This window comes from Acinetobacter sp. 22512 (assembly GCF_052044755.1).
GTDB lineage: Bacteria > Pseudomonadota > Gammaproteobacteria > Pseudomonadales > Moraxellaceae > Acinetobacter > Acinetobacter pittii.
In genome coordinates this window covers 95,999-118,800 of record NZ_JBQENP010000010.1, presented here as the reverse complement: position 1 = coordinate 118,800, position 22,802 = coordinate 95,999, and the positions used below count along the sequence as shown (strand labels likewise).

Here is a 22,802-nt window from a genome sequence, read left to right as displayed (position 1 = left end):
GTTTTTGGTCGTGCTTGATTCGTTGATGTTATTCATAAGGATCATGTGATGAACCAATTAACGAATCTCTCTTCTGCTGAAATTTCAGCACAACATGAACAAGATGCAAAAGACTTAACCCGCATCTTACCCGCTTCTAAAAAAGTTTATATTGAAGGCTCTCGCCCTGATATTCAGGTTCCAATGCGAGAAATTTCTTTAACCGATACTCCAACTGGCCTTGGTGGAGAGCACAACCCACCTATTATGGTATATGACACTTCAGGTGTTTATACTGACCCGAATGTTCAAATTGATTTAAACAAAGGTTTACCTTCAGTTCGTCAAAAATGGATTGAAGAGCGTAACGATACTGACGTTCTTTCTGGCCTAACTTCAAAGTTTGGACAGGAGCGTTTAAAAGATATTCGTACTGCTGATATTCGCTTTGCACATATTCAAAACCCACGCCGTGCTAAAGCAGGCAAAAATGTCACTCAAATGCACTATGCCAAGCAAGGTATTATCACGCCTGAAATGGAATATATTGCAATTCGTGAAAATCAGCGTCAACGCGAAGCTGTAGATATGCGCCAGCACCCAGGTCAAAACTTTGGTGCGAAAAACTTAAAAGAAATTACACCTGAGTTTGTTCGCCAAGAAGTTGCCGAAGGCCGCGCTATTATTCCTGCCAACATTAACCACCCAGAACTTGAACCAATGATTATTGGCCGTAACTTCTTGGTTAAGATTAATGCCAATATTGGTAACTCAGCACTTGGTTCTTCAATTGATGAAGAAGTTGCGAAAATGACTTGGGCAACCCGTTGGGGTGCCGACACCATTATGGACTTGTCTACAGGTAAGAACATTCATGAAACACGTGAATGGATTATTCGTAACTCACCAGTTCCAATCGGTACCGTACCAATTTATCAAGCACTTGAAAAAGTTGATGGTGTTGCTGAGAACCTGACTTGGGAAATCTTTAAAGACACGCTTATTGAACAAGCTGAACAAGGTGTTGACTACTTCACCATTCACGCAGGTGTATTGCTTCGCTATGTGCCACTTACAGCAAACCGTTTAACAGGTATTGTGTCTCGTGGTGGTTCAATCATGGCGCAGTGGTGTCTCGCTCATCATGAAGAGAACTTCTTATACACACACTTCGATGAAATCTGTGAAATCATGAAAGCCTATGATGTGTCATTTAGCTTAGGCGATGGCTTACGTCCGGGTTGTATTCAAGATGCAAATGACGAAGCGCAGTTCAGCGAACTTAAAACACTGGGTGAGCTGACTCACCGTGCATGGGAACATGATGTTCAGGTCATGATCGAAGGTCCGGGTCACGTACCAATGCACATGATTAAAGAGAACATGGACTTACAGTTGGAAGTGTGTAAAGAAGCTCCATTCTATACGCTTGGGCCTTTAACCACAGATATCGCTCCGGGTTATGACCACATTACTTCTGCTATTGGTGCAGCCATGATTGGCTGGTATGGCACAGCAATGCTTTGCTATGTGACACCTAAAGAACATTTAGGTTTACCAAACAAGAAAGATGTAAAAGACGGAATTATTACCTACAAGATTGCAGCACACGCAGCCGATCTTGCCAAAGGTCATCCGGGTGCACAGGTTCGTGATAATGCCTTGTCTAAAGCACGTTTCGAATTCCGTTGGGACGACCAGTTCAACCTAAGCCTAGACCCAGATACAGCACGCAGCATGCATGACGAGACTTTACCAAAAGAAGCGCATAAATCTGCTCACTTTTGCTCAATGTGTGGTCCAAAATTCTGTTCGATGAAAATCACCCAGAATGTTCGTGACTATGCCAACAATCTCACCAATAGCGATTCAGAGGTTGAAGAAGGCCTCAAAGCGATGAAAGAGGTTTATCAAGAGCAAGGACAAAAACTGTATCATAAAGTGTAAATATTCAAAAAAAACACTTGCCTAGCCCTGATTCTCGGTTAGGATGAAATAAATAGATTTCGTCCTGATCGAATCATGAGTATTGTCGAGCGTCCAAGTTATACATCTAAAGATGTCGAAGTAACATCACGTGAACCTCTGTTCAGTGGTTTTATTCAAGTTGAAAAAGTCAGCCTTCGACATCGTCTATTTAATCAATCTGAATATACTCCTGTATTGCAGCGCGAACTTGTGCATCGGCCTGAAGCGGCTGGCGTTCTACTCTACAATGATCAAAAACAACAGTTTGTCCTGATTGAACAGTTTCGTGTTGGTGCTTTAGATGACTCCCATTCGCCATGGCAACTCGAAATTATCGCAGGTGTATTAGATGGCAATGAATCACCAGAAAGTTGCATTCGACGCGAGAGTCTTGAAGAATCAGGCTGCGAAGTTCAGGATTTAGAACATCTATTTAGTTTTTACCCATCAGCTGGCGCCTGTTCAGAGTTATTTCATCTGTATGTTGCTGAAACCAATTTACCTGCTGTAGGCGGTGTTTTTGGGGTAGATAATGAGGGTGAAAATATTCAGCTGCATTTGTTTAGTTATAGTGAGATTCAAACACTACTCGACAGCGGACGTTTAAGAAATGCCCCTGTTATTATGGCATTACAATGGCTGGCTCAACACAGCAAAACGATAATAAATCCGAAGAGGTAGGACGGTGACTTTTCAAGTCTCAACACTTTCACAAAAAAATCATGTCATTATACAAATTACCGATACCCACCTATTGGAGTATCCGCATTTAGAATTTGTGGGTATGAATCCTGAAGAAAGCTTTCATGCCATTATTCAACAGATACTTAATAAACATCCTGAAACTGATGCAATTATCCATACCGGGGACCTAGCTCAGGCACCAACGCCTATTACCTACAAACGTTATATTCAATATATGCAAACGCTTGGTCTGCCCTTTTTTCAGACCTTAGGTAATCATGACAATGTTGACCATTTTCCATTGCATAAAGAGAATCATCAGGAACCTGTGGTCATTTGCTTAGGGAACTGGCGGATTATTCTATTAAATAGTGCGGTAAAAGGTCATATTGATGGACATCTATCAGCAGAACAGCTAGAGAACTTAACGGCTTTACTTGAAGAGTATGCAGATAACCCGATTTTGCTGGCTTGTCATCACCACCCTTTTGCCATGAAGTCAAAATGGATTGATCATCACAAGTTACAAAATTCTAATGCTTTGCTTACAGCATTAACGCCGTTTAAAAATGTAAAAGCTTTGGTCTGCGGGCATGTTCATCAAGACTCAATCAACATTTGGCAAGGGGTCGAATTTTTCTCTACACCTTCGACAAGTGTTCAGTTTAAACCCTTTAGTAATGATTTTGCTTTAGATCAAAATGCTCCCGGCTACCGTTACATTCGTCTAAAAAACGATGGTAGTTTTGAAACAGAAGTCTTCCGTCTTGAAAATTTTCAAGGCCATATAAACACTGATATTTCAGGCTATTAGCCCTATTTCTTATATGCTTATATATAATTATGACTGGGGTAAACACGTTTTGAAAATATTTACGGGTCGGAATGACTATCATCTTGCAGGAAAAATCTATATGATGACGACCCGATGGGAAAATCCCATCGATGGTTTTCTATAAAAACACTTGCATATCACCATATTTTTTGCGTATAGATAATACGTGTATGATGAGGAATGCCCTATTATGGCGAATGACAACCACAACCAAGTTTTGGATGAACATACAGAAGTTGTAGTGGAAGGTGACAAAGCTTCTGCAAAACGTGCACGTAAAGTGAAACCTAAAACTTCTGACATAGGCACAACTGCAAGTTTATTTGGTATTGCACCTTATCAACCTAAGAAAAATGAAGAGTACATGTCTGAAGGACAGCTCGAGCATTTCCGACAAATTCTGCAAGCATGGAAAGCTGAATTAATGTCTGAAGTTGATCGTACTTTAAATACGATGCAAGACGAATCAACTGCACTGCCAGATGTAAACGACCGTGCTACCCAAGAAGAAGAATTTGCAATTGAATTACGTACACGTGACCGTGAACGTAAGTTAATTCGTAAAATCGAACAATCTATGGAAGCTATTAAGAATGAAGACTACGGTTTCTGTGAAACTTGTGGTATTGAAATCGGCTTACGTCGTTTAGAAGCACGTCCAACTGCAACTTTATGTATTGATTGCAAAACTTTGGCAGAAATCAAAGAGAAGCAAAATAACGGTTAATATGACCGCTGTAGCTACTCAAGAAAAGCCTAGCTTTTCATACTCAGGTCGGTTTGCGCCATCGCCAACCGGCCCTTTGCATTTTGGATCACTCATTACTGCTGTTGCCAGCTATTGCGATGCAAAAGCCCATCAAGGCAAATGGCTGGTTCGTGTCGAAGATACAGATATCCCTCGTATTTATCCCGGCAGTGAAGAGCATATTCTTACATCACTTGAAGCCTTCCAATTCGAACCTGATACAGAGATCATCTTTCAAAAAAATCGTTTAGACATTTATGAAAGCGTATTAGACCAACTCAAAAAAGAAGGTCTTATCTATGCATGTCAATGTACCCGCAAAATGCTTGGTTCAAATGCAATCTATGCAGGTACTTGCCGCGATCTCAATCTTGATTTTCAAGGTCAAGCGATTCGGGTAAAAGTTCAAGATCAGCAGATCTGTTTTGATGACCGATTGCAAGGAGTACATTGCTCCAATCTACAACACGATCTTGGAGATTTTGTTCTTAAGCGCCGTGATGGGATTATTAACTATCAACTTGCGGTCGTTGTGGATGATTATCTACAAGGTATTACCCATGTCGTTCGAGGCGCGGACTTATTAGATAACACCGAACGTCAGATTTGGTTAGCTCAGCTTCTAGGTTATCCTAAATTGAGCTATATGCACCTTCCCCTTGCAATGAATGACCAAGGGCAAAAGCTCTCTAAACAAAATCTTGCTCAAGCACTCGATTTATCAAAAGCGCCTGAATTACTTCAAAAAGCAATACTGGCCTTGGGACAACCCAACGTTGATTTAGATCAGCCTAGAGCGATGCTCAAACAGGCTGTAGCGCAGTGGAATGTTGATTTGATTCCTCATGTGCAAGAGCTCAGCGGAACATATCTATAAATAATAAAAAAGCCCGATTTGATATCGGGCTTTTTTATGATGTCTAATTTTAGAAGTTTGACTCTTCTCGTTCTGGGTTGACTTCTTGTGTTGATGCATCAATCTTTAAGATTAAGCTAATCATCGCAGCACACATCATTAAAGACGTACCACCATAACTAATGAATGGCAAAGTCAAACCTTTAGTTGGCATTAAGCCCATATTCATGCCCGCATTTACTAAAATCTGGAGCAAGAAAATAATACTAATGCCGTAAGCTAAATAGCCTGCGCGAAGGTAATGATGTTTCAAAGCACGGTGACCAATTTTGATACAACATGCCAGCATCAAGAAAGACAAGCCAATAACAATCGAAATACCCACGAAACCAAACTCTTCACCTAGCACTGCCAACATAAAGTCGGTATGTGCTTCAGGTAAATAAGATAGTTTTTGTACACTGTGGCCTAAGCCTGTACCAAACCATTCACCACGACCAAAAGCCATTAATGCATTTGATAACTGATAACCTACACCTAATGGATCTGCCCATGGGTCAGTAAACGAAATTAAACGCTGGAAACGGTAGGGTTCAAATAAGATCAAAAACACAATACCTGTGACAATCGCACCAAGCATGATTAAGAACTGAGTTGGCGGCGCGCCCGCTAAAAAGAACACCCCAACCATCATCATGACAATAACGACGGTTGCCCCTAAGTCAGGCTCAGCAATAATTAAACCGACCGTGATTGCCATTACCCCACTTAAACGCAATAAGCCTTTCCAATGAGTACGAACCTCTTTGGCACGGCGCACAACGTAGTCTGCGGTAAAGATTGCCATCATGACTTTGGCAACCTCGGTTGGCTGCAAGGTAAAGCCACCGATCTTAATCCAACGAGTAGAACCGTTGACTTCCGAACCCACCACCAAAGCAGCAAGCAACAGAACCATGGTTAATAACCACAGCGGGAAGGTATTTTTAAACCACGTATTCAGTGATATTCGATAGGTCAAATAAGCCACTACACCCGCAGCGACAATCGAAATACCATGACGAATCACATAGTGAAATGGGTTTTCATGCATATATTCAGCATAGGGCATCGAAGCGGACGCCACCATCACTGAACCGATACACAACAATGCAACGACACAGAAAATCAGGACATTACGTGGCGTCACTTCCGCTGGCCATTTAGGCAATATCCGTTCATACCAATGATTGATTTTCTGGATTGTGGTCTGAGCTAAGCCTGCCATACTACATTCCTAATCATGTTTTCTTTAAACCAACGAATTGACGCAGGCAACAAACTGCTGACCACGGTCATTATAACTTTTAAACATATCAAAACTTGCACATGCTGGTGATAACAACACCACATCTTCGGCCTGTGTTTCACGTTGAGACAGCTCTACAGCTTCTTTAAGCGTTGCTGCATGTAAAATTTTGGTTGCGCCTTGAATGGCTTGTTCAATCACCGAAGCATCCTCACCAATCAATACCACAACTTTGGCATATTTTTCGATAGAAGAACGTAATGGGCCAAAATCCTGACCTTTACCTTGCCCACCTAAAATCAAGGCAACCTTACCTTTTTTCACTTCAATGGCAGCGCCTAAACCATCAATCGCTGCAAGCGTAGCACCAACGTTGGTGCCTTTGGAATCATTGTAATAACGTACATCATGCACAGTCTTTACATATTCACAGCGATGCTCTAACCCTTTAAATTGTTTTAAGGTTTCAAGCATAGATTCCATAGGCAGGCCTATTGCCTCACCTAATGCGAGACAAGCTAAAGCATTTGCTACGTTATGCATGCCTTGAATATATAAATCTGAGCTTTTAATTAAACGCTGTAAACCACGCGCAAGCCAAAGCGTGCCATCGCCATCTCTTAAAACACCATATTGATTTAAATCTGGTGCATTTAAACCAAAGCTTTGCATTGGTGTGGTATCTGGAACAAGAGGACGACTTAAAGCATCATCACGGTTAAATACTACTTTTTTAACGCCTTGGAAAATACGGTGTTTTGCTTGATGGTAACCCAACATATTGCCGTGACGATCTAAGTGGTCTTCACTCATATTGAGAACCACAGCAACTTCAGCATTTAAGTGAGACGTGGTTTCTAGCTGAAAACTTGATAGCTCAAGTACAATTAATTCAGGTTGATCTTTTAATAAATCTAGAGCTGGGCGTCCAAGATTGCCACCCACAGCAACTTTCTTACCCGCATCTTTAACCATTAAACCAATTAAAGTCGTTACTGTACTTTTAGCATTAGAGCCAGTGATCGCTACAATAGGCACATCAGTTGCACGGCGTAATAATTGAATATCACCTACCACAGAAATACCTTTAGCAATAGCTGCCTGAATTTCCGGTAATTGCGGTGCAAGGCCTGGGCTTAAAATAATTTCTTCTGCTTGTAATAATAATTCTTGATCAAGTTGACCGAAACTGGTTTTAACGCCAGCTGGAATCTGATCATGCCCTGGTGGCGTGGGACGAGAGTCTGTTACTGCAACTTGGTAGCCTTGTTCATGCAGGAAATTTACAGCAGAAACGCCTGATATTCCCAAGCCTGCTACAACTTTTAACCCACCACGTTGTATTAACATTTTTGCCCCACAATTTATCAATCGACAGAATGGCAAAAATGTTAGCACTTTGCTGTTTTGAATGCTTTTTCAGTTTGAACTTTATTCATCTTTTTTTGTGTCAGTGCGTAAAAAAGCCATCAATATGATGGCTTTTTAAACGAAACAAGAAATACTAAATTTATTGCCATTTAATCGGCTTAATTTCTTGAACTGTATTGGTAGGTTTATCTTCGCTTGAACACCCACAACCGCCAGCACAACCAAAGGCCATTTTCGGTTTAAGCCATTTTGCCAAAGTTACCCAACCTTGCTTTTCGCAAAATGCTGAGAGTGAAGAAAAGACTGAATTTGCTGTTTTTGGAAATACTTTCTTAAAAACAACTACAGCACTCCAAATCACTAAAACCGCAATAATCAGATATTGAACCATATACAACCTCCTTTATTGCTTTAGCCCCAGTAGTGGGAAGCAATTTGATAGGTAACAAACGATGCAAAATAAGCTAAACCAAACAGATATGCAGTCATAGCTGCAACATGTTTCCATGAACCTGTTTCGCGACGTACCGTTGCCAGTGTTGCCAAACAATGTGGAGCATAAATGAACCACACTAAAAGTGATAAACCTGTTGCCAAAGACCAACCTGTTCCATCTGCACTAATCAGATGTGACAAACCTTGTGCCACAGCATCATCATCTGTTGCAGACAAGGCATAAACTGTACCTAATGCCGCGACAACTACTTCACGAGCAGCCATAGCTGGGATTAAGGCGATACAGATTTGCCAGTTAAAACCAACTGGAGCAAATAAAGGTTGGATAAGATGTCCGAGCATACCTGCAAAACTATAATCTATGGCAGGTAATGTCGCCCCTTCTGGTGGCTGCGGGAAAGTACACAAGAACCAGAGCAAAATAGAGAGCGCAAAAATGATTCCACCGACGCGTTTCAAGAAGATCTTTGCACGATCCAATAAACCGATTCCCACACTTTTTAAATCAGGGAAACGATAACTTGGTAGCTCTAGCAGTAAAGCATGCTGTGACTTATCTTTTTGCAAAAACTTCATTAAAAATGAAACACAAAGCGCACTCACAATACCAGCCATATACAGACCGAAAAGCACTAAACCTTGTAGGTTAAAAATACCCCAGACCATTTTCTCTGGAATGAAGGCAGCAATCAGCAAGGCATAGACGGGTAAACGTGCCGAACAAGTCATTAAAGGCGCAACCATAATGGTCGTAAAACGATCACGAGGGTCACTAATACTACGCGTTGCCATAATTCCCGGTACTGCACAAGCAAAGCTCGAAAGTAAAGGAATAAAGGCACGGCCACTTAAACCAGCTTGGAACATTAATTTATCAAGCAAGAATGCTGCACGCGGTAAATAGCCTGATTCTTCGAGTACTAAAATAAAGAAGAACAAGATCAAAATTTGTGGCAAGAACACAACTACGCCACCCGCGCCTGCAATAATTCCGTCAACAACCAAACTATGCAGTAGTGGTTGGGTAATCACAGTTCCCACTACCTCACCAAGCCAGCCGAAGAAGCCTTCAATACCATCCATGAATGGAGCTGCCCATGCAAAAACTGCTTGGAACACAATAAACATCATGAGCGCAAGGCTAAGTAGGCCCAAAACCGGATGTAAGAAAATTCGATCTAGAAAATCAGTACGCTTATCTCCCTGATCAACATAATGAACTACATCTTTAAAAATCATATCGATTTTTTGATGATGAGTTCCAGTTAAACCACTTAGTTCAGTTTGTGGCACACTATATTTTTCTTGATCAAGGGCATGTAATAAATTTTCAATACCCGCATTACGGACGGCAACTGTTTCAACAACTGGTACGCCCAAACGCTGAGATAACTTTTGAGTATTAATTTGGATGCCACGACGACGCGCTTCATCCATCATATTCAGTACAAGTAAAATCGGACGACCCAACTCGATCATTTCGAGTACTAGTCCTAAATGCAATTTTAAGTTAGTGGCATCAACCACACATAAAAAGGCATCTTGCTGCCCTTCTTCTGCAATTTTACCCAAACACACGTCACGGGTAATTACTTCATCAGGACTGGTGGCATTAAGGCTATATGTACCCGGCAAATCAAGTACACGCACTGCTCGGCCTGAAGGCAACTGAAAATGACCAACCTTACGCTCGACCGTTACGCCTGCATAGTTTGCAACTTTTTGTCGAGTTCCGGTTAAATGGTTAAAAAGAGAGGTTTTACCACAGTTAGGATTTCCCACAAGGGCAATACGTAACGCATCACTCATGCGGGTACTCCTTCTTCTACTTGAATTTCAATTTTTTCCGCTTCTGCTTTACGTAAAGCGAAACGAGTAAAGCCAATTTGGATTAAGATCGGATCACCACCAAAAATACCTTTGGTAATCACTTCCACTCGTGTGCCCGGTACAAAGCCCAGACTTTCCAAACGAATTGCGACCAAATCTTGCTGCTCGGACTCTAGTTCTATCCGATTCACTTTGGTGATGGTCGCCGCTTGCTTCACTTTTAAAGCTGATAAACGCACCGCATCCGATCCTAAACCTTTTTTAATAGTATACATATAAATGAGAATAATTACCAAATAAGGTTAAATTTCACTTCTTATCTAGTTTAATCGACAAACCTTAAAGTTTCTTTTACAGTACAGAAGTTTAGAGGATCTAGTGTATGTTGAATAAAAAACCGCGTATTCCAAGCCCTGTTCAAATTCCTGAACATTTGAGCTTTTTACAAGGTTTTCGTGACTATCTCGTTGCTCAGACGGTAAGTCCACATACACGTAATGCTTATTTATCCGACCTTATTCAATGCAGTGAACTTCATAAAAAATTAGCTCTTCCGGAGTGGACAAGTGATGATATCGCTGATGTTTTGATTGAGTTGACTAAAGCTGGAAAAAGCCCACGCTCGATTGCTCGTTGCTTATCTGCCCTACGCCAGTTTTACAAATTTTTACGTGAACAGAAATTACGAAGCGATAATCCTGTAGCAACCCATCATTCTCCCAAAATTGGCAGAGCCTTACCCAAAGATCTATCAGAAGAAGATGTCGAAGCACTGATTCAGGCTCCAGACATTAATACAGAACTGGGTTTACGCGATCGGGCAATGTTTGAAGTTCTTTACGCATGTGGTTTACGTGTTTCAGAACTGCTGAACTTGCGCCTAGAACTTATTAACTTAAAACAAGGCTATTTAAGAATTACTGGTAAAGGTAATAAAGAGCGTTTGGTCCCGCTAGGGCAATTTGCTTGTGAATGGGTAGAACGCTACTTGCAGGATGCTCGGCCTCAACTCTATAAAAGCTCTACTGACTATCTCTTTTTAACTCAACACGGCGGAATTATGAGCCGTCAGAACTTCTGGTATGCCATTAAGCGTTACGCCTTACAAGCCAATATTCAAGCTGAACTCTCACCTCACACCTTACGTCACGCCTTTGCAACACACCTGCTCAATCACGGCGCCGATTTACGCGTAGTACAAATGTTATTGGGTCATAGTGACTTATCAACTACTCAAATTTACACACATGTAGCACAAGTGAGAATGCAACAATTGCATGAAAAACATCATCCTAGAGGTTAAAAAATTTAAAACTTATTATTTGAAATACACCCAACAATCAATTGATTTCGTTCACAAAGGTTAAGAAAGTTTTAACAATACACACTAGATTTTTTGTTATGCTTAGCAGCTTCTGACTATAAATACTGATGAAATAAGGGTTATCTATGTCTTTTACCCGATCTCAACTGTTTCTTGCCTGTGCTTTGGCTTCTAGCCTGTTATTCAGTGCTTGTTCTAAAGAAAACAAACCACAAAAAGAAGATGCGCTCACTGCGACCGCACCTGCTACTGGGGAAGCTTCAACCATCATTGAACGCAATGCGAAACAGCGTTTAATTGAAACTTTGCAAAAACAATTTAAGAGTGCAAACATCAACGCCAAAATTTTAGATATCAAGCCTACTGAAGTGCCTAACTTATATTGGGTAAATCTCGAAGGAATGACGTCGATTTATACAACCAGTGAGGGTAAATACCTGATTCAAGGTGATGTCATCCGTTTAGGCGGTAAAGAACTGCATAATATCGGCGATAATCTTCAAGCTTCAGAAAACAAGAAGCATCTGGCTGCTTTAAAAAATGAAGATTTGATCGTTTACCCAGCTAAAGGTGGTAAGGCTAAACATGTGATTTATGTGTTTACCGATGCAAGCTGTCCTTATTGCCACAAATTACATGAGCATTTACCTGAAATTAATGAAAAAGGTATTGAGGTACGCTATATCGCTTGGCCACGCGGTGAACAATTTATGCCAACTATGGAAGCTGTATGGTGTAGTGCAGATCGTAAAGCTGCCTTTAACCAAGCAGTACAAGGTATCAATATCCCACCTGCTCAATGTAAAAACCCTGTCCGTGAACAATATCAACTTGGCTTAAACATGGGTGTAAATGGAACACCGGCTATTTACAATGTTGATGGTGAGTACTTAGGTGGATACCTAACACCGGATGAATTAATTAAACGTCTGGATAAATAACATCCTTTAGGCTGATGAATGATTAATCATCTATCTCTTTTAAAAAGCGCTGCTCTGATCGCAGCGCTTTGTTTTTTCAACAATTAATATTTAAACAACCTCTGTTTAAAGACTGATCTACTCTTCTTTTCCAAACATCGCACTCTAATTCATTGAACAAGCACTAAAAGCGCTAGAGTCTGGCGTTTTTTTTAGCTATGATCTAGCTTCAACTAAATGATTAAATGATGAATGGAGTGTGACGTGAAACCAGTTCGCCTGGCAATACTCGGTCTAGGAACCGTAGGTGGAGGAGCCCTTAAACTACTACAAGAAAATGCCGCTGAAATTAAACGTCGCACCGGTCGAGAAATTCAAATTACCCACGTTGGAACACGCCGCCCTCGTCCAGATCTTGAATTGGAAGGGATTAAACAAAGCGCCGATTTACTTGACATCGTTCGTCAACCAGACGTTGATGTAGTTGTAGAAGTTATGGGTGGGATCCACCCTGCTTACGAAGTTATCATGGAAGCGATCAAACACGGCAAACAAGTCGTGACTGCAAATAAAGCGCTACTCGCTGAACATGGCAATGAATTATTTAAAGCAGCAGAAGACAATGCTGTGCAAATTGCTTATGAAGCAGCAGTTGCTGGCGGTATTCCAATTATTAAAGTGATCCGTGAAGGTCTTGCTGCAAACCATATCGAATGGTTGGCAGGTATTATTAATGGTACAGGTAACTTTATTCTGACTGAAATGCGTGAGAAAGGTCGTGCATTTGATGATGTATTAAAAGAAGCTCAAGAACTCGGTTATGCAGAAGCAGATCCAACGTTTGACGTTGAAGGTATTGATGCTGCGCATAAACTTACCATTTTAGCGTCTTGTGCGTTTGGTATTCCTCTTCAATTTGATAAGGTTTATACCGAAGGTATCAGCAAAATCACTGCGCAAGATGTGAAATATGCCGAAGATCTTGGTTTCCGCATTAAACATCTTGGTATTGCACGTCGTGCTGAAAAAGGTATTGAATTACGTGTTCACCCAACACTTATTCCAGATGAACAGCTGATTGCGAATGTAAACGGCGTTAAAAATGCTGTTTTAGTTCAAGCTAATGCCGTAGGTCCAACACTCTATTACGGCGCGGGTGCAGGCGCAGGTCCTACAGCTTCTGCGGTTGTTGCCGACGTTATTGATATTGTTCGTGACATCTCTTATACCGAAGACGGCGCAGGAACAATTCCTCAGTTGGCTTTTGAAGCATTAACCAATGTGCCAATTTTAAGCCGTGAAGAAATGACCACAGGTTACTACATCCGCTTAAATGCAGAAGATCAAACTGGCGTACTTGCAGATGTGACTACCATCTTAAGTCGCGCTGGAATTAGTATTGATGCGATCATGCAACAATCTCGTTTAAAAGACCTTATTCCAATCGTGATTCTGACTGATCCAATCGTTGAATCAAAAATGGATGATGCTCTTGCACAAATCCAAGCATTACCTGCAATTCGTGGCGAAATCGTAAGAATTCGTTTAGAATCGCTCGATAGTTAATCAGGTTGAGGGAAAGATTCCCTCTCCCGCTTCACCTCTAATTGGAACACCATCATGTCTAATGCCAATCGTTATACTGGTCTTGTAGATCGTTATCGTGACCGTTTGCCAGTTTCGGCAACTACTCGTGCTATCTCTTTGGGTGAAGGCAACACCCCACTCATTAAACTTGAGAATATTCCACGTATTATTGGCAAAGATGTTGAAATTTATGTGAAATATGAGGGTTTAAACCCAACTGGTTCATTTAAAGACCGTGGTATGACCATGGCTGTAACCAAAGCGGTTGAAGAAGGCTCTAAAGCGATTATCTGTGCATCTACTGGTAACACTTCTGCTGCTGCTGCTGCCTATGCTGCACGTGCAGGTATCAAAGCATTTGTTTTGATTCCAGAAGGCAAAATTGCGATGGGTAAAATGGCACAAGCGATGATGTATGGTGCGATCACTATGCAAATTCGTGGTAACTTCGATGATGGTATGCGTCTTGTAAAAGAAGTCGCTGATCAAGCGCCTGTAACGATTGTAAACTCAATCAACCCTTACCGTTTGCAAGGTCAAAAGACTATTGCTTATGAAATCGTTGAAGCTTTAGGCCGTGCACCTGATTACCACTGCTTACCTGTAGGTAACGCAGGTAACATCACCGCTCACTGGATGGGTTATACCGAAGCTGTAGCAAACCAACCTGCTGATCAGTTTGAACAAGTGATTTATGATGCTGCTACTGATCAATTCACTGGTCCAAAACCAGAAGGTTTACCGACTATGGTGGGTTACCAAGCTTCTGGCGCAGCTCCATTCTTACGTGGCGCTCCAGTTGAAAGCCCTGAAACTGTTGCAACTGCAATCCGTATTGGTAATCCACAAAGCTGGAACCATGCAAAAGCTGTAGTACGTGACTCTAAAGGCTGGTTTGATGAACTTCAAGACAGCGAAATTTTAGAAGCTCAACGCTTACTTTCTATGTATGAAGGCGTATTTGTTGAGCCAGCGTCTGCTGCTTCTATCGGCGGTGCGATCCGTGATATTAAAGCGGGTAAAATTGCTGAAGGTTCTGTAATTGTATGTACAGTAACTGGTAATGGCTTGAAAGATCCTGACACTGCAATCAAACAATGTGCTGATGCAGTGATGTTGTCAATTGATGCAACAATGGACCAAGTAAAAGATTCGATTTTATCTAATATGTAAGATCTGATTTTTCAAAAAAACGGCTGTATTAAACAGCCGTTTTTTTATGTCTTTTTTATAGCCATAAAAAAACGCTTCTTGATAGAAGCGTTTTTAGAATATTGAACTTAAATACGTTTTGGTAAATTACTTAACCAACCCAATAAGTTAGTTGCATCATTATTACGTGCCTGTGTACTTGGTTCACCAAGTAATACAATGACTGCTGGACGTGAATTTACAGTCGTGTGCATTACAACACAGCGACCTGCTTCATTAATATATCCAGTTTTAGACAAGTTAATATTCCAACCACCATTACGCACTAGAGCATTGGTATTATTAGATTTCAACACGCGATAACCCAAGTTAAAATCATAAGTCGGTGTGGTTGAGAATTGACGAATCAAGCCATATTGAGAAGCTGTACTTACCAAAATTCCTAAGTCACGTGCTGAAGACACATTACGCGGATCTAAACCAGTTGACTCATAATAGTGAGTCGAACTCATACCCAAGGCACGAGCTTTAGCATTCATTGCAGCTACGAATGCAGGACGCCCACCCGGATAAGTACGTGCTAAAGCTGCTGCTGCTGGGTTTTCTGACTTCATTAGAGCGAACAGAAGAACTTCTGCACGGTTCATCTTGTCACCAACACGTAAGGTTGAACTTGAGTTTTTACCACCTGCACCAGCAAAATCAATTTGCTCAAGTGTAATCTCTTCTGACATGTTTAAACGGGCATCTGCCGTTACAACCGCTGTCATCACCTTTGTAATAGATGCAATTGGCACAGAAGCGTTAGTATTTTTACTGTAGAGCACTTCACCAGTTTGCGCGTCCATCACAAGTGCAGCTCGAGCACTTACACTCGGCTGGGCATTGTAACCAGACGTATCACGGATTGGAGCAATCTTCGGTGCAGATGCTACAATTTTAGGTGCGCTACCACCACGCAAAGTTGTGGTTACCGATGTTGAACCTTGCGGAGTAGGTTCGTCATCTTCATCATTTAAAAATTGGCTAGCATCAGCTGAAGACCAATTTAAGCTTGCAGTACCACTATTCCCTGAGGACGGGTTATTGACGAGTTCTGCAAAGCTTGTTGAACTCAAACTAAGCAAAATAGACATGCTTAGCACATGCATTAAAGACTTTTTAGAATTTTTCACGGCACAATACTCGACTCAGGGTGATACACATTTGCGCTTACTATAATTATGCCTTACATTTGAGGTATAAGGTATAACGCTTTTACCGACACAATTGTGCACAACTATTCGCTCACTATATAAGAATAGGATTGCTAATTTTGTCATTCCATTGCAAGCTAATTTTGCTTTATGTAACAAAAAACTTGTTTTTTGAAAGAAAGGAGGTCTTCTTGATTACAGTTTTAGTTGTGGATGACCATGAACTTGTACGTACAGGTATCTGCCGTATGTTAGAAGATCATGCCGATGTAGAGGTCATTGGACAAGCCGAATCGGGTGAAGAAGCAATTGCTATTGTTCGTCAGAAACATCCTCAAGTTGTGCTACTTGATGTCAATATGCCTGGCATCGGCGGCGTAGAAACAACACGTCGTTTACTGCAAACCGCACCAGATACAAAAGTGATTGCAGTCAGTGGCTTAGCAGAAGAACCTTACCCTTCTCTTTTGCTTAAAGCAGGAGCTAAAGGTTACATCACCAAAGGTGCTCCAATTACCGAAATGGTTCGGGCTATCAATAAAGTGATGCAAGGCGGCAAATACTTTAGTGCCGATATTGCGGAGCAATTAGCAAGTTCTTATTTATCCGATACACAGCAATCACCTTTTGATTCTCTCTCTGAACGAGAAATGCAAGTTGCAATGATGGTTGTAAATTGTATTAGCGCTCAAGAAATTGCAGACAAACTTTTTGTAAGTGTTAAAACAGTGAATACTTACCGCTACCGTATTTTTGAAAAGCTAGCCATTGATAGTGATGTTAAACTGACTCATCTCGCGATTCGTTACGGTCTGATCAAGCCTTAATCAGACTTACATGCAATTTCCCGTAAACTCATCCTTGTCCCATACGATATTTCGTTTGGGCACGTGGTATGGTTTATATCGCCTTATTATTGCGGTTAGCCTGAATATTATTTTGGTTTTAACCGATGCTCAAATCGACAATAGTCTACAACAACCCACTTTATATTCTTATACACTACTCGGCTATTCGCTCTTAAGCCTTCTTCAACTTTTATGCTTCAAGTTTATTGCCACTCAGGCAACAAGGCAGCTCATTTTATTTTTTGTAGTTGATATTATCTGTCTGAGTTTACTTACATTTTCAGTAGGCGAACCCAATCTTCAACTCAGCTTGCTCTATGTTATTGCCATATTTACTTCGGCCATTTTACTTAGCGCAAGAATGTCGTTGCTCATTACATTACTTGCAGTCATTGCGGTTATTTACCAACGCTTCGTTGGCAGTTTATTTGACTACAATAATTTAAATACGATTGGTAATAGCGCCTTATTGGCATTCTTGTTTTTTGTAGTACATGGAATCGGACAAATTGCGGTCCAGCGCTTTAAATTACTTGAAGCGCTAACTTTCCATCAATCAATAGAACTCTATCAACTACAAAATATTAACCGCTATATCTTGGAACAAATTGAAGAGGGCTATTTAGTTCTAGATGAAAACTACGACATTGTTTTAAGTAACCCAGCCGCCTGCTCTCTTTTAGGAATTCCACCTCAATTTGCCAGTGAAAAATATCCCTTAGCAAAATGGCATGCTGACTTATTTGAAATTCTTAAGTTTGATAACTTAAAAGAAGGTGATCGATTTATTTTTGAGTCTCGACTGTCGGCTTACTCTATTAATATTAAAGTGCAACATCTTTTGGTGCCGCAGCAAGCATTAACACTACTCATCTTACAAGATGCGCAGCAGATTAATCAGCAAGCTCAACAACTCAAACTTGCTGCTTTAGGACAACTCTCAGCAAGTATTGCACATGAGATCCGTAATCCTCTTGCAGCCATTGTTCAAGCAAATGAATTACTCAAAGATAGTGACGCGGAACAGCAAAATACTTTACGCAATATGATTGGCAAGCAAACGAAACGCATTGATAGTATTGTTCAAGATACGTTAGGACTTGCCCGCAGTGAAAGAACGTATCCCATCCAGATTGAATTAAATGACTTCTTAAAAACGTTATTAGATGAAGATTTATCTGATGTTAAACATGCGATCCAGCTTAAAAGTTCTGATTTATCCTTAAAGCTATTGTTTGATGAAAAGCAACTCAGACAAGTGCTCATTAACCTTGTTAGGAATGCTCTACGCCACAATGCACCCCACTCTCCCGATGTTCTGATCAATATCCATTCACAAACAAATAAAATTTATATTGATGTGATCGATTACGGTGAAGGGGTTTCAAAACGTGATATATCTCAATTATTTAAACCATTTTTTAGTACCGAAATTAATGGAACTGGTTTAGGATTATATTTGTCTCATAGTTTTTGTGAGGCAAACCATGCAAAGCTCACTTATGTAGAGCAAAAACAAGGGGCATGCTTCAGAATAGAATGCCCAATAATATATTGATTTTTTTATTAGGTTTTTGGGGAAATGGCAGAACAGCAACCACTCGTTTTGCTTGTAGACGATGAAGAAGATTTGTGCCTGTTAATGCAAATGACTCTTGCACGAATGGGGATTAAGACACATCTTGCTTATCGGGTTGAACAGGCCAAACAGCTCTTTACTCAGTTTCATTACGATGCGTGCTTGACCGATTTAAATCTACCTGATGGTAGTGGTTTAGAATTGGTTCAACATGTTTCTCAAACTTACCCACACACACCCATTGCAGTCTTAACTGCATACGGCAATATGGATATTGCAATTGCAGCACTAAAAGCGGGAGCTTTTGATTTTGTCAGCAAACCGATTAACCAAATTCATTTAGATCAATTGTTAAAAAAGGCGCTTAACCAGCCAAAACCAGAGCATGAGTTCGGTGAAACAACATTAGAAAATGACTTATTAATTGGGCGTTCACCACCTATACAAAACTTACGGACAGCTATTAAAAAAATAGCCCGCTCCCAAGCTCCTGTATTTGTTACAGGCGAGTCTGGTACGGGTAAAGAAGTTGTTGCGAATCTGATTCACCGATTAAGCAACCGCAGTGAAGGACCATTTATTGCAATTAACTGTGGAGCAATCCCAACTGAGCTCATGGAAAATGAACTTTTCGGGCATAAAAAAGGGAGCTTTACTGGCGCGACTCAAGACAAACAAGGTCTGATTTTATCGGCACACGGCGGCAGTTTATTTTTAGATGAAATTGCCGAATTGCCTTTAAGTATGCAAGTTAAATTGCTTCGGGCAGTACAAGAGAAAAAGATTCGCCCTGTAGGTTCAGATCAGGAAATTGATGTCGATTTTCGAGTAATCAGTGCCAGTCACCAAGACTTAGATTTATTAGTTCAACAAGGTAAATTCCGTCAGGACTTATTTTTCCGTATTCATGTTATGGATATTATGTTGCCGCCACTACGTGACCGTGGTGGAGATATTTTGCTATTGGCCAATCATTTTATTCAAAAGGTTTGTACGGAATGGGGAGTTTCAAGCAAGCAATTAACGGCGAGCGCTGAAACTTACTTATTGCAGCAAGACTTTCCGGGTAATGTTCGTGAATTAAGAAATATGATTGAGCGAGCTATTACTTTAAGTGATGATGAGCCCATTGATTTAACACACTTAGCACCTCCTCCTAGAGGCAGTAGCGTGAGCCCGCAAATCGTAACGAAACAACTAAATCAAACACCGGCTGTTCAGACTCACCCAAAATTTCCAATGGAAGGTTTAGAACGCTACTTAGAAAATATCGAAAAAGATATTTTACTGAATGCGCTAAATATGACTCATTGGAATCGAACTTTGGCAGCTAAAAAGCTAGGAATGACATTCCGTTCTTTGCGCTATCGGCTCAAAAAGTTTGGCTTAGATACTGAAATGGGAGAGGAAGTATAAAAATTACTTCCTCTTTAGGAATAAATCTGCAACGCGCTCTAAATATACGTCTTCTTTCATTTCTGCAGGTAATGGATAGGTCTGGTTAGGCTGAATACCCTGTCCTTCAATCATATTGCCATTTGGCGTGTAGTAGTGAGAGACTGTCATTTGTAGAGCTGCTCCACTCGGTAAAGGAAATAGCTTTTGCACTACACCTTTTCCATAACTTTTTTCACCCATCACCCAAGCACGCTGGTGTTCTTTCATGGCCGCAGTAAAAACTTCTGCTGCCGATGCAGAGCGGTGATTAATTAATATACCCAGTTTTATATTCTGAAATTCATTACCGGGCAAAGCCTGAAACTGCTGGTTACCTTCCGAACGGCTTTTGGTTGAAACAATAATTCCGTTATTTAAAAATAAATCTGCTGACTCAACTGCTGCCGATAACAACCCACCCGGATTGTTTCGCAAATCGATTAAAACAGCTTTTAAACGTGGAGAACTGTTTTCTTCAATTAATCTTTTAATTTCATTAGCAGTGTCTTGTTGGAATACTCTAATTTTTAGTACGAGCACCTGATTATGTAGCATTACAGGTTCTATATCGGTTTCTATTTTTTTATTACGAACTAAGTTGATATTTCCGTTTAGCTCTTCTGCTTGTACTTGAAGTGTACTTCCAATAGAACCGTAAAGTAGGCCAAGCACCTGATCTTGGTTTAAATTTTTTAAATCTTGGTTATCAATTTTGAGAATCGTCTGACCATTTCTCAAACCTAATTTATAGGAATCAGAACCGGTTTTAAGATCACGAATCATCCATTTATGAGCATGTGATTCAGGGCTTAATGCAAAATCAACTGATGCAAGATCACCCTCTGTGTATTGAATCAGTTGGCGATATTCTTCTGCCGATAAATAACGCGAATAACGATCTAACCCGCTCACTAACCCTTTTATGGCTTGTTGAAATAAGGCATCGTCAGATTTCACATCAACGTAGTTATCTCGAACAATTCCATAGATTTGCACAAACTGTTGAATCGACTCGATCGGCACCTCTGCATAGCTATGTTCCGGTTCTTCCGAATCCGAATGCAAAGGTGACATTTTTTCTTTTACAACTGGCGCTGCAAAGGTAAATTGGCTGCAACACAGCAACATACTTACAATAAGTTTTTTATATTTAATGTGTTGGAGCATCCAATCACCTTTAACTTATGCAGATAGTGTAATCAGATTACGTCCTTGCATTTCGGCAGGAACAGGAATCTTCATTAAATTGAGAATTGTCGGTGCTACGTCTGCAAGCACACCACCTTCTGCAATTGTTGCTTGTGTTGGGCCAACATAGATAAACGGCACAAGCTCGGTTGTATGTTGAGTGTGCACTTGCCCACTTTCGTAGTCTTGCATTTGTTCAACGTTACCATGGTCAGCAGTAATGAGCATATGGCCTTTTTTCGCCATAACTGCCTCATAGACACGACCTAAACAAGTATCAACCGCTTCAACTGCTTTAACCGCAGCATCAAACACACCTGTATGACCGACCATATCACCATTTGCATAGTTCACAACTAATAAGTCGTATTCACCCGAATTAATCGCTTTAACCAACTCATCAGTGACTTCATAAGCACTCATTTCTGGCTTAAGGTCATATGTCGCAACGTTTGGAGATGGAATTAAAATACGTTTTTCACCCGGATATTCATCTTCACGACCACCACTAAAGAAGAATGTCACATGCGCATACTTTTCAGTTTCAGCAATACGTAACTGGGTTTTACCCAAAGAAGATAAATACTCACCCAATGAATTTTTAAGGGCTTCTGGCATGTAGGCAATTGGTGCATCAATGCTTGCCTGATAACGCGTTAACATCACAAATTTAGAAAGATTTGGTACAACTTTGCGTTCAAAACCAGCAAAGTCTTTCTCTACAAATGCGCGAGTAATTTCACGAGCTCGGTCAGCACGGAAATTCATAAATACAACGCTATCACCATCTTGAACTTTAGCAATATCACCAATACGAGTCGCTTTTACAAACTCATCATTTTCGTTGGCTGCATAAGCTAATTCCAACCCTTCAACCGCTGTTTGCGCAGTACGAAGTGCTTCACCTTCTGTTAACAAGCGATAAGCTTGCTCAACACGATCCCAACGGTTGTCACGGTCCATTGCAAAGTAGCGACCAATCATGGTTGCGATACGGCCTTGGCCCGGATATTGAGCAAATAATGCATCTAATTTTTCTAAAGACGGCTGAGCACTGCGTGGAGGTGTATCACGACCATCAAGGAAAGCGTGCAAATAAACTTTTGCACCGCGTTTTAATGCAAGTTCACACATCGCCACAATATGATCTTCATGTGAATGGACGCCACCTTCTGAAAGTAGCCCCATGATATGGACAGCACCGCCAGCAGCTTTGGCTTTTTCAACAGCGTCGATCAACACTTCATGTTTAAAGAAGTCACCAGTACGGATATCTTTAGTAATACGGGTAAAGTCTTGATATAACACACGGCCAGCGCCAAGATTCATATGGCCAACTTCAGAGTTCCCCATTTGCCCATCAGGCAATCCAACATCTTCACCTGAACCAGAAATTAGACTATTCGGATGCTTGGCTTTCATTGCCGCCAAATTTGGTGTTTTTGCTGCAAGAAAAGCATTATCTTCAATCGCTTCACGGTGTCCAACACCATCCATAATGACCAGAACGTGAGGGATCTTGCCAGCAGTTGCATCCGTCATAATCAATTTCTCTT

At 40.8% G+C, this 22,802-nt stretch carries 20 protein-coding genes; 12 read left to right on the top strand and 8 right to left on the bottom strand.

Annotation, left to right across the window (positions count from 1 at the left end; all coding sequences use genetic code 11):
- Window positions 1-48: 48 nt before the first annotated feature.
- The 5 genes from thiC (at window position 49) to gluQRS (ending at window position 5,091) form a co-directional block, all read left to right on the top strand.
- Complete coding sequence (gene thiC / locus ACTJJG_RS12330) at window positions 49-1,926, top strand: phosphomethylpyrimidine synthase ThiC (RefSeq protein WP_001072861.1); 1,878 nt, start codon at window positions 49-51, stop codon at window positions 1,924-1,926.
- A 75-nt stretch (window positions 1,927-2,001) separates the two neighbouring features.
- Window positions 2,002-2,628, top strand: coding sequence for an NUDIX domain-containing protein (locus ACTJJG_RS12325; protein ID WP_005065745.1), 627 nt, complete (start codon window positions 2,002-2,004; stop codon window positions 2,626-2,628).
- Between the two features lie 4 nt (window positions 2,629-2,632).
- The gene (gene cpdA, locus ACTJJG_RS12320; protein ID WP_005065743.1) at window positions 2,633-3,445 is read left to right on the top strand and encodes a 3',5'-cyclic-AMP phosphodiesterase; all 813 of its coding nucleotides are present in this window, start codon (window positions 2,633-2,635) and stop codon (window positions 3,443-3,445) included.
- A gap of 211 nt (window positions 3,446-3,656) precedes the next feature.
- A complete protein-coding gene (gene dksA, locus ACTJJG_RS12315; protein WP_002121205.1) occupies window positions 3,657-4,193 on the top strand; it encodes an RNA polymerase-binding protein DksA in 537 nt (178 codons plus the stop codon).
- 1 nt (window position 4,194) lies between these two features.
- Window positions 4,195-5,091 carry a tRNA glutamyl-Q(34) synthetase GluQRS gene (gene gluQRS, locus ACTJJG_RS12310; RefSeq protein WP_005065740.1) on the top strand — a complete coding sequence of 299 codons (897 nt, stop codon included), beginning with the start codon at window positions 4,195-4,197 and terminating at the stop codon, window positions 5,089-5,091.
- Between the two features lie 49 nt (window positions 5,092-5,140).
- Here gluQRS and ftsW read toward each other — a convergent pair whose 3' ends face one another.
- The 5 genes from ftsW to ACTJJG_RS12285 form a co-directional block, all read right to left on the bottom strand.
- Entirely contained in the window at window positions 5,141-6,337 is a 1,197-nt protein-coding gene (gene ftsW / locus ACTJJG_RS12305) for a putative lipid II flippase FtsW (RefSeq protein WP_005079447.1), read from the bottom strand.
- Between the two features lie 24 nt (window positions 6,338-6,361).
- Window positions 6,362-7,708 carry a UDP-N-acetylmuramoyl-L-alanine--D-glutamate ligase gene (gene murD, locus ACTJJG_RS12300; protein WP_069119386.1) on the bottom strand — a complete coding sequence of 449 codons (1,347 nt, stop codon included), beginning with the start codon at window positions 7,706-7,708 and terminating at the stop codon, window positions 6,362-6,364.
- Window positions 7,709-7,868: 160 nt separating this feature from the next.
- Complete coding sequence (locus tag ACTJJG_RS12295; RefSeq protein WP_032005839.1) at window positions 7,869-8,120, bottom strand: DUF6587 family protein; 252 nt, start codon at window positions 8,118-8,120, stop codon at window positions 7,869-7,871.
- A gap of 20 nt (window positions 8,121-8,140) precedes the next feature.
- On the bottom strand, window positions 8,141-9,994 hold the full coding sequence (feoB, locus tag ACTJJG_RS12290; RefSeq protein WP_032070641.1) for a ferrous iron transporter B: 1,854 nt from the start codon (window positions 9,992-9,994) through the stop codon (window positions 8,141-8,143).
- Entirely contained in the window at window positions 9,991-10,254 is a 264-nt protein-coding gene (locus ACTJJG_RS12285; RefSeq protein WP_002121198.1) for a FeoA family protein, read from the bottom strand. Before ACTJJG_RS12285 ends, feoB begins: the two co-directional genes overlap by 4 nt.
- 143 nt (window positions 10,255-10,397) lie before the next feature.
- Between ACTJJG_RS12285 and xerD the strand changes: the two genes are divergently transcribed.
- From xerD to thrC, 4 genes are all read left to right on the top strand, one after another.
- Entirely contained in the window at window positions 10,398-11,318 is a 921-nt protein-coding gene (gene xerD / locus ACTJJG_RS12280) for a site-specific tyrosine recombinase XerD (RefSeq protein ID WP_032063102.1), read from the top strand.
- Window positions 11,319-11,464: 146 nt separating this feature from the next.
- A complete protein-coding gene (locus ACTJJG_RS12275) occupies window positions 11,465-12,280 on the top strand; it encodes a DsbC family protein (RefSeq protein ID WP_372552776.1) in 816 nt (271 codons plus the stop codon).
- A gap of 243 nt (window positions 12,281-12,523) precedes the next feature.
- Window positions 12,524-13,825, top strand: a complete 1,302-nt coding sequence (locus ACTJJG_RS12270; protein WP_002121263.1) for a homoserine dehydrogenase — start codon at window positions 12,524-12,526, stop codon at window positions 13,823-13,825.
- Between the two features lie 54 nt (window positions 13,826-13,879).
- Window positions 13,880-15,019: a threonine synthase gene (thrC, locus tag ACTJJG_RS12265; protein ID WP_002048893.1), complete on the top strand. Its 1,140-nt coding sequence runs from the start codon at window positions 13,880-13,882 to the stop codon at window positions 15,017-15,019.
- A 107-nt stretch (window positions 15,020-15,126) separates the two neighbouring features.
- Here thrC and pbpG read toward each other — a convergent pair whose 3' ends face one another.
- Complete coding sequence (gene pbpG, locus ACTJJG_RS12260; RefSeq protein ID WP_005065720.1) at window positions 15,127-16,173, bottom strand: D-alanyl-D-alanine endopeptidase PBP7/8; 1,047 nt, start codon at window positions 16,171-16,173, stop codon at window positions 15,127-15,129.
- Window positions 16,174-16,385: 212 nt separating this feature from the next.
- Between pbpG and gacA the strand changes: the two genes are divergently transcribed.
- The 3 genes from gacA to ACTJJG_RS12245 are packed head-to-tail and all read left to right on the top strand — an operon-like array spanning window position 16,386 to window position 20,037.
- Window positions 16,386-17,021, top strand: coding sequence for a response regulator transcription factor GacA (gacA, locus tag ACTJJG_RS12255; RefSeq protein ID WP_002121174.1), 636 nt, complete (start codon window positions 16,386-16,388; stop codon window positions 17,019-17,021).
- 10 nt (window positions 17,022-17,031) lie between these two features.
- Window positions 17,032-18,600 carry a sensor histidine kinase gene (locus ACTJJG_RS12250; RefSeq protein WP_005065716.1) on the top strand — a complete coding sequence of 523 codons (1,569 nt, stop codon included), beginning with the start codon at window positions 17,032-17,034 and terminating at the stop codon, window positions 18,598-18,600.
- A gap of 24 nt (window positions 18,601-18,624) precedes the next feature.
- Complete coding sequence (locus tag ACTJJG_RS12245) at window positions 18,625-20,037, top strand: sigma-54-dependent transcriptional regulator (protein ID WP_372552775.1); 1,413 nt, start codon at window positions 18,625-18,627, stop codon at window positions 20,035-20,037.
- Between the two features lie 3 nt (window positions 20,038-20,040).
- Here the strand turns inward: ACTJJG_RS12245 and ACTJJG_RS12240 are convergent, their stop codons facing one another.
- Complete coding sequence (locus ACTJJG_RS12240; protein WP_002121269.1) at window positions 20,041-21,225, bottom strand: S41 family peptidase; 1,185 nt, start codon at window positions 21,223-21,225, stop codon at window positions 20,041-20,043.
- Between the two features lie 15 nt (window positions 21,226-21,240).
- Entirely contained in the window at window positions 21,241-22,788 is a 1,548-nt protein-coding gene (gene gpmI / locus ACTJJG_RS12235; RefSeq protein ID WP_372552774.1) for a 2,3-bisphosphoglycerate-independent phosphoglycerate mutase, read from the bottom strand.
- Window positions 22,789-22,802 lie beyond the last annotated feature (14 nt).

Coding starts and splice junctions, on each gene's coding strand:
- thiC (WP_001072861.1), top strand. CDS start 49: ATGAACCAATTAACGAATCTCTCTTCTGCTGAAATTTCAGCACAACAT.
- ACTJJG_RS12325 (WP_005065745.1), top strand. CDS start 2,002: ATGAGTATTGTCGAGCGTCCAAGTTATACATCTAAAGATGTCGAAGTA.
- dksA (WP_002121205.1), top strand. CDS start 3,657: ATGGCGAATGACAACCACAACCAAGTTTTGGATGAACATACAGAAGTT.
- gluQRS (WP_005065740.1), top strand. CDS start 4,195: ATGACCGCTGTAGCTACTCAAGAAAAGCCTAGCTTTTCATACTCAGGT.
- ftsW (WP_005079447.1), bottom strand. CDS start 6,337: ATGGCAGGCTTAGCTCAGACCACAATCCAGAAAATCAATCATTGGTAT.
- murD (WP_069119386.1), bottom strand. CDS start 7,708: ATGTTAATACAACGTGGTGGGTTAAAAGTTGTAGCAGGCTTGGGAATA.
- ACTJJG_RS12295 (WP_032005839.1), bottom strand. CDS start 8,120: ATGGTTCAATATCTGATTATTGCGGTTTTAGTGATTTGGAGTGCTGTA.
- feoB (WP_032070641.1), bottom strand. CDS start 9,994: ATGAGTGATGCGTTACGTATTGCCCTTGTGGGAAATCCTAACTGTGGT.
- xerD (WP_032063102.1), top strand. CDS start 10,398: ATGTTGAATAAAAAACCGCGTATTCCAAGCCCTGTTCAAATTCCTGAA.
- ACTJJG_RS12275 (WP_372552776.1), top strand. CDS start 11,465: ATGTCTTTTACCCGATCTCAACTGTTTCTTGCCTGTGCTTTGGCTTCT.
- thrC (WP_002048893.1), top strand. CDS start 13,880: ATGTCTAATGCCAATCGTTATACTGGTCTTGTAGATCGTTATCGTGAC.
- ACTJJG_RS12250 (WP_005065716.1), top strand. CDS start 17,032: ATGCAATTTCCCGTAAACTCATCCTTGTCCCATACGATATTTCGTTTG.
- ACTJJG_RS12245 (WP_372552775.1), top strand. CDS start 18,625: ATGGCAGAACAGCAACCACTCGTTTTGCTTGTAGACGATGAAGAAGAT.
- ACTJJG_RS12240 (WP_002121269.1), bottom strand. CDS start 21,225: ATGCTCCAACACATTAAATATAAAAAACTTATTGTAAGTATGTTGCTG.
- gpmI (WP_372552774.1), bottom strand. CDS start 22,788: ATGACGGATGCAACTGCTGGCAAGATCCCTCACGTTCTGGTCATTATG.